This window comes from Streptomyces sp. NRRL F-5126 (assembly GCF_000721265.1).
In the GTDB taxonomy this organism is placed as follows: domain Bacteria; phylum Actinomycetota; class Actinomycetes; order Streptomycetales; family Streptomycetaceae; genus Streptomyces.
Genome location: NZ_JOFZ01000023.1, coordinates 1 through 5,234, shown reverse-complemented (window position 1 = coordinate 5,234; position 5,234 = coordinate 1). Strand labels below are relative to the sequence as shown.

General features: G+C 71.7%; 3 protein-coding genes and 2 pseudogenes. All 5 read right to left on the bottom strand.

Annotated features, from left to right (window positions below):
• A pseudogene (locus IH48_RS35515) lies at window positions 1-147 on the bottom strand (ATP/GTP-binding protein); the annotation flags it as partial.
• Window positions 128-958, bottom strand: a complete 831-nt coding sequence (locus tag IH48_RS0131985) for a DUF742 domain-containing protein (protein ID WP_234434468.1) — start codon at window positions 956-958, stop codon at window positions 128-130. The pseudogene IH48_RS35515 and the gene IH48_RS0131985, both read right to left, overlap by 20 nt.
• 94 nt (window positions 959-1,052) lie before the next feature.
• Window positions 1,053-1,466 (bottom strand): roadblock/LC7 domain-containing protein, encoded by a 414-nt coding sequence (locus IH48_RS0131980; RefSeq protein WP_026057603.1) that lies wholly within the window; start codon window positions 1,464-1,466, stop codon window positions 1,053-1,055.
• Window positions 1,467-1,476: 10 nt separating this feature from the next.
• The gene (locus IH48_RS0131975) at window positions 1,477-4,785 is read right to left on the bottom strand and encodes a nitrate- and nitrite sensing domain-containing protein (RefSeq protein WP_030912734.1); all 3,309 of its coding nucleotides are present in this window, start codon (window positions 4,783-4,785) and stop codon (window positions 1,477-1,479) included.
• A 343-nt stretch (window positions 4,786-5,128) separates the two neighbouring features.
• A pseudogene (locus IH48_RS0131970) lies at window positions 5,129-5,234 on the bottom strand (ATP-binding protein); the annotation flags it as partial.

The window sequence follows — 5,234 nt, the reverse complement described above, 5'->3', positions numbered from 1 at the left end:
CATGACGGCTTCGGTACGCAGCGGGTTGATCTCCGAGACGGCGCCGACGAACGTGGTCTTGCCCACGCCGAATCCGCCCGCCACCACGATCTTCGCGCTCGTGGTGGATCGGGCGGTCGCTGCGCCGCTAGAGCTTTCGAAGTCCACTGAGCACCCTTTCGAGCAGTGTCACATCTGGTTGGCCGCCGGCGGACTCGTCACCGCCGGGCTGATGGATGGCGACGAGTCCGGCCTCGGCCAGGTCGGCGACGAGGATCCGGGTGACGCCGAGGGGGATCGAGAGCAGCGCCGAGATCTCGGCGACCGACTTGACCTCAAGGCAGAGACGGCAGATCCGCTGGTGCTCGGGCAGTTGCCCGTGCAGCGCGGACAGGTCGGCCGTCGTGGAGACCAGCGCCTCCATGGCGAGCTGGTAGCGGGGCCTGGTGCGGCCTCCCGTCATGGCGTACGGGCGCACCAGGGGGTTGTGCGGGCCCACGGGCTCCCTGGTGGGCTCGGGCGCCCGCCGGGGAGCGACCGGCTCGATGCGGCGCCGCGGCTGATCGAAGGGGCCCTGCGGTGGCATGGGCGCCCGGTGGGCGCCGTCGGGGCGCTCCTCGGAGGGCACGCCGGGGTAGCCGCCCTGGGCGCCGGGGCGGGTGATTCGCCCGTCCGGGTATCCGTTCTGCGCCACGGGGTGCCCCGGGTAGGACGGGTAGCCGCCCTGACCCCCCTCGTACCCGCCGCCCTCGTACCCGCCGGCCCGGTATCCGGTGCGGGGGTCCTCGGCCGGGTAGCCGGCCGGCCCGCCCGGGTAGCGTCCGCCGTACGGGTCGTCGTTCGCGCGCATGTCCGGGTACGACCCGTCGTCGGGGCGGCCACCCGTCGCCGCGGCGCCGGGTCCAGTGCGGCGCGGGCCTGGGTCACCGGGGAACCGCCGGGCCCCGTCATGGGGGTACCCGTCTGGGTGTGTCGCCACTTCTCCTCCTCCGACTGCCGGCTGCCGGTACCGCATCCCTGCGGCACCGCGCCACCGCACCTTAATGGTGCGGTGGCGGGAAGCGCACTGTCTCTCAGTTGAGAAGACTTCCCTGGAGTTCGGCGCGGAGGTCCGGTGTGAGTACTGTGCCCGCGCGGTCGACGAGCAGTGCCATTTCGTACCCGACGAGGCCGATGTCGGCCTCCGGGTGGGCGAGCACGGCGAGCGACGAGCCGTCGGAGATGGACATGATGAACAGGAAACCCCTCTCCATCTCGACCACCGTCTGGTTGACGGCGCCGCCCTCGAAGATCCTGGACGCCCCCGCCGTCAGCGAGGTCAGCCCGGACGCCACTGCGGCGAGCTGATCGGCACGGTCCCGCGGGAAGCCCTCGGACATGGCCAGCAGCAGTCCGTCGGCGGAGACCACCACGGTGTGGGACACCCCGGGGGTGTTGTCCACGAAATTGGTGATCAACCAGTTGAGATTCTGCGCCGCCTGGCTCATCGGGCTCACACTAACGCTCCTGGTTGTAGATACTGCCCGGGCCGTGGCCCGGTCTGTTCGTGTCCGCTCCCGCGTTGCGGCCCCGCTGCACCCCGCTGCGCAGGTTGCTCAGCCTGCCGCGTACGTCCTCCGGAGCCCGGGAGACCTGCGGGCCCTCCTTCGGGGCCTGCTCCGCGGTGCCCGCGACCAGGTTGGCCCTGGGCACCCGCTTCGGCAGCCCCGACGGAGTGACCCCGCCGGCCTTCGGCTCGCGCAGCTCGCCGGCCCTGCGGAAGCGCTCGTCGTTCGTCGACGAGCCCGGGTCCTCGGGGCCTTCGGCCGCGCTGGTTCCATTGTGCCCATCCGGCGCAGGCTGCGGGGGCACTCCCGCCGGTCCCGCGGAGCCGGCCGTGCCGGGGTCCGTCGTCCACGCCTCCTGGGGCGGTCGCGCGGCACCGCGCCGCGGCAGTCCGGCGTCGGTCAGCGTGTGGCTCGCGCTGGGGGAGGGGCCCGGTCCTGAGCGCTCGGGGCCCGTCCGCCGAGCGTCGTCCGCGTCGGGGTCGGACTCCGGCTCCTGTGCGGGGGCGGGCTCCTGGGGCACCGCGTACGCCGCGCCGTCCGTCCACGTATCCGCGCGCGGGGGTTCGAGGGGTTCGTCCCAGCCGCTCTGCCGGTAGCCGTCGGCGCCCGTCAGGTAGTCCCCGTATGCGGCGCCCTGTCCCGGCTCCCCGCCCTGCTGCCCGCCGGGGTAGGGCCGCCCGTCGCCGTACGGGTCCTGCGGCTGCTCGCCCTGGACACCCGGGTCGTACGCCTGACCGCCGTAGCCCTGCCCGTCGAAGGCCTGTTCCACGTAACCCTCTTGGCCGTACGCCTGCTGTCCGTATCCCTGCTGCTCGTAACCGTGCTCCCGGTAGCCCTGTCCGTAGCCCTGCTCGTACGTGCCGGGCGGCGGCTCGGCGCCGGGCGCGAGCTCGGGCGCGGCGCGGTCGGGAGCTGCCTCGACGGCCGCGCGCCGCTCCTCCCGCATCAACGTGCGGTTGACGGGGTCGAGCGTCCTGGCCTCCGGCGCGGCCGTGGACTGCTCGTACCGCGAGTCGTCGAAGCCGAGCTGTGCGGCGGTCAGCATCGGGCCGCTGCCGTGGGCGGTCACCTGGGTGGCCGAAGGCGGCGCCTGCGGGATCATGCCCGAGACGGTGAAACCTTCCTCCGGCGCCTCGGCGCCGCCGCCGTGCGTGATCGCGTCCGGCAGCATCACCAGCGAGGTGGTGCCCGCCTGCTCGCCCGAGGGGCGCAGCTGGACGCGGATGCCATGGCGGTCGGCCAGGCGGCCGACCACGAACAGGCCCATGCGCTGGGAGACCTCGACGTCCACCACCGGCGGGTTGGCCAGCTTGTGGTTGATGTCCGCGAAGTCCTCCGCGGTCAGGCCGATGCCCTTGTCGTGGATCTCGATCATCATCCGGCGGTCGGGCAGCCTCGTGGCGGTGACCCGCACCTTCGTCTGCGGGGACGAGAACGACGTCGCGTTCTCCAGCAGCTCCGCGAGCAGGTGCACCAGGTCGGTCACTGCCTTGCCGTGTATCTCGGCTTCCGGCAGGCCGGCCATCTCGATCCGCTCGTAGGACTGCACCTCGGAGGCCGCGGCCCTGAGCACGTCGACAAGCGGCACCGGCTGGTTCCACCGGCGGCCCGGCTCCTCGCCGGCGAGGACCAGCAGGTTCTCGCCGTTGCGCCGCATCCGGGTCGCCAGGTGGTCGAGGCGGAAGAGGCTCTCCAACTGCTCGGGATCGTCCTGGTGGTTCTCCAGCTCGGTGATGAGGGTCAGCTGCCCCTCGATCAGCGACTGGTTACGTCGCGAAAGGTTTGTGAAGATGGCGTTGACATTGCCGCGAAGCATCGCCTGCTCGGCGGCGAGGCGCACCGCCTCCCGGTGCACCTGGTCGAAGGCGCGCGCGACCTCGCCGATCTCGTCGCGCGAGTCGATCGGGATCGCGGCGACCCGTGTGGCCATCCGCTCGGGGTGGGCGTTCGGTTCCGTCCGGGAGAGCTGGTCGACCACGCGCGGCAGCCGCTGCTCGGCGACGTCGAAGGCAGCCGTGCGCAGCGATCGCATCGCGCGGCTCATCTGCCGCGCCATCAGCCCGGCGAGCAGGAACGCCAGCAGCAGCGCGACCAGTACTCCCGCGCCGTTCACGACGGCGTCCCTGCGCGCGCCCGACGCGATGTCGCCCGCGTCGTCCACGGCCTTGTCGACAAGGCCCTTCTCGATCGTGGTGTAACCGTCGAACTTGGCGGTGGAGGCGGCCATCCAGGTCGCCGGGGTGATGCCCGCCGCCTTGAGGTCGTCGGGGCCCTTGCCCGAGCCGATCGCCGCGACCATGCCGTCGAGCACGGAGGAGCCGGCGCTCGACGGGGGAGTGACATCGGTGGACGCGGCGCCCTCGGGCGCGCCCTGCGCCGCGACCTTCTTCATCACGGCTGTCAGCCGCTTCGTGTCGGCGGCGGTGCCGCCCGACTCGTACTCCTGGACGGAGATGCCCTCCAGGTACGCGTACGAGTTGAGGGCGACCAGCTGGCCCGACCTGATGTCCGCCTTGTGGCTGGGCCTGACCAGCAGTTCCATGCCGATCGAGCGCTGCAGCGACTCCGCGGCCTTCGCCAGCTGGATCGCGTACAGGGTGCGGCCGTAGCTCGTGATGTTGCCCGTGCCGAGGCCCAGCTCGTTGGAGAACTCCATCAGCGAGTGCTGGACCTGGACGTAGCCCTCCTGCGTGGCCACGGGTCCGCCGTGCCCGCCGCTCTTGTCGGGCGTCTCGATGGATTCGCTGTACGCCACCTTGCGCAGTTGGGCGAGCTTCGGCTCCACGGCACGGAAGAGGGACAGCCGCCGCTGCAGGCGCGGCTCGTGGGGCATGCTGCGCACCACGGCGTCGAACCGCTTCTTCGCCGCGTCGGTCGCCGCGCGTGTCTTCGCGACGACGGGGTCGTCGCGGTGGCCGGTGAGCAGCGGCCGAGCGGTCAGGTCGCGCTCGTTCAGCAGCGCCTGGCTGTAGTCGGACGCGGCCCGTACGACCAGGGCGGCGCGCTCGGCGTCCTGCGCCTCGTGCCAGGTGTCCACGGACGCCTTGACCTGGAAGCCGCCCATGACGAGGCCGACCAGGACCGGCAGCAGGAGGATCGCGTTGAGCCGCGTCGGCACCCGCCAGTTGCGCGGGGCGAGCCTGCTGGTGGATCCGGTGGACGACGGCCCGGTCGGGGCGGCGGGCGGCACGGCCGCACGCGGGGGTGCGGCGGGACCGCCCCGCGCCTCCTCAGCGGAGCCCGTCTTGCTTCGCCTCACTCGACCAACAACCTCTCGGCGACGGCACCTGCGCTGTGCCGTTTCTCGTTTCGGGCCGTACCGCAACCACTCGGGAGCCGTCGAATTCCAGCATGTGTCACGGCTGTGTTCCAAACACCGGGAACCAGCCATTCCGAGTGATCCAAGCCGCAGATAAAGCGGGCGTAAGGGGTGAGTTCCGCCAAAATGGCGAGAGGTTGGTGAGCGCAGGGAAACCGGCCGACCGCACCGCGTGTCGGGAGGTGGTGAATTCTCTGTCGAAACGTTATGAACGTGGTGGTGGGCCGTGTCCGAAGACACAGCCCACCGTTACTGACACGTACAGCAACCGCCGTAGGCAGGGCTACTTGAGTCGTGCCATGAGGGCGTGTTCGACGAGGGTGATGAGTCCGCTCTTGGCGTCGGCGCGGTGGCGGGCGTCGGTGGTGATGATGGGGGTGTCGGGGCCG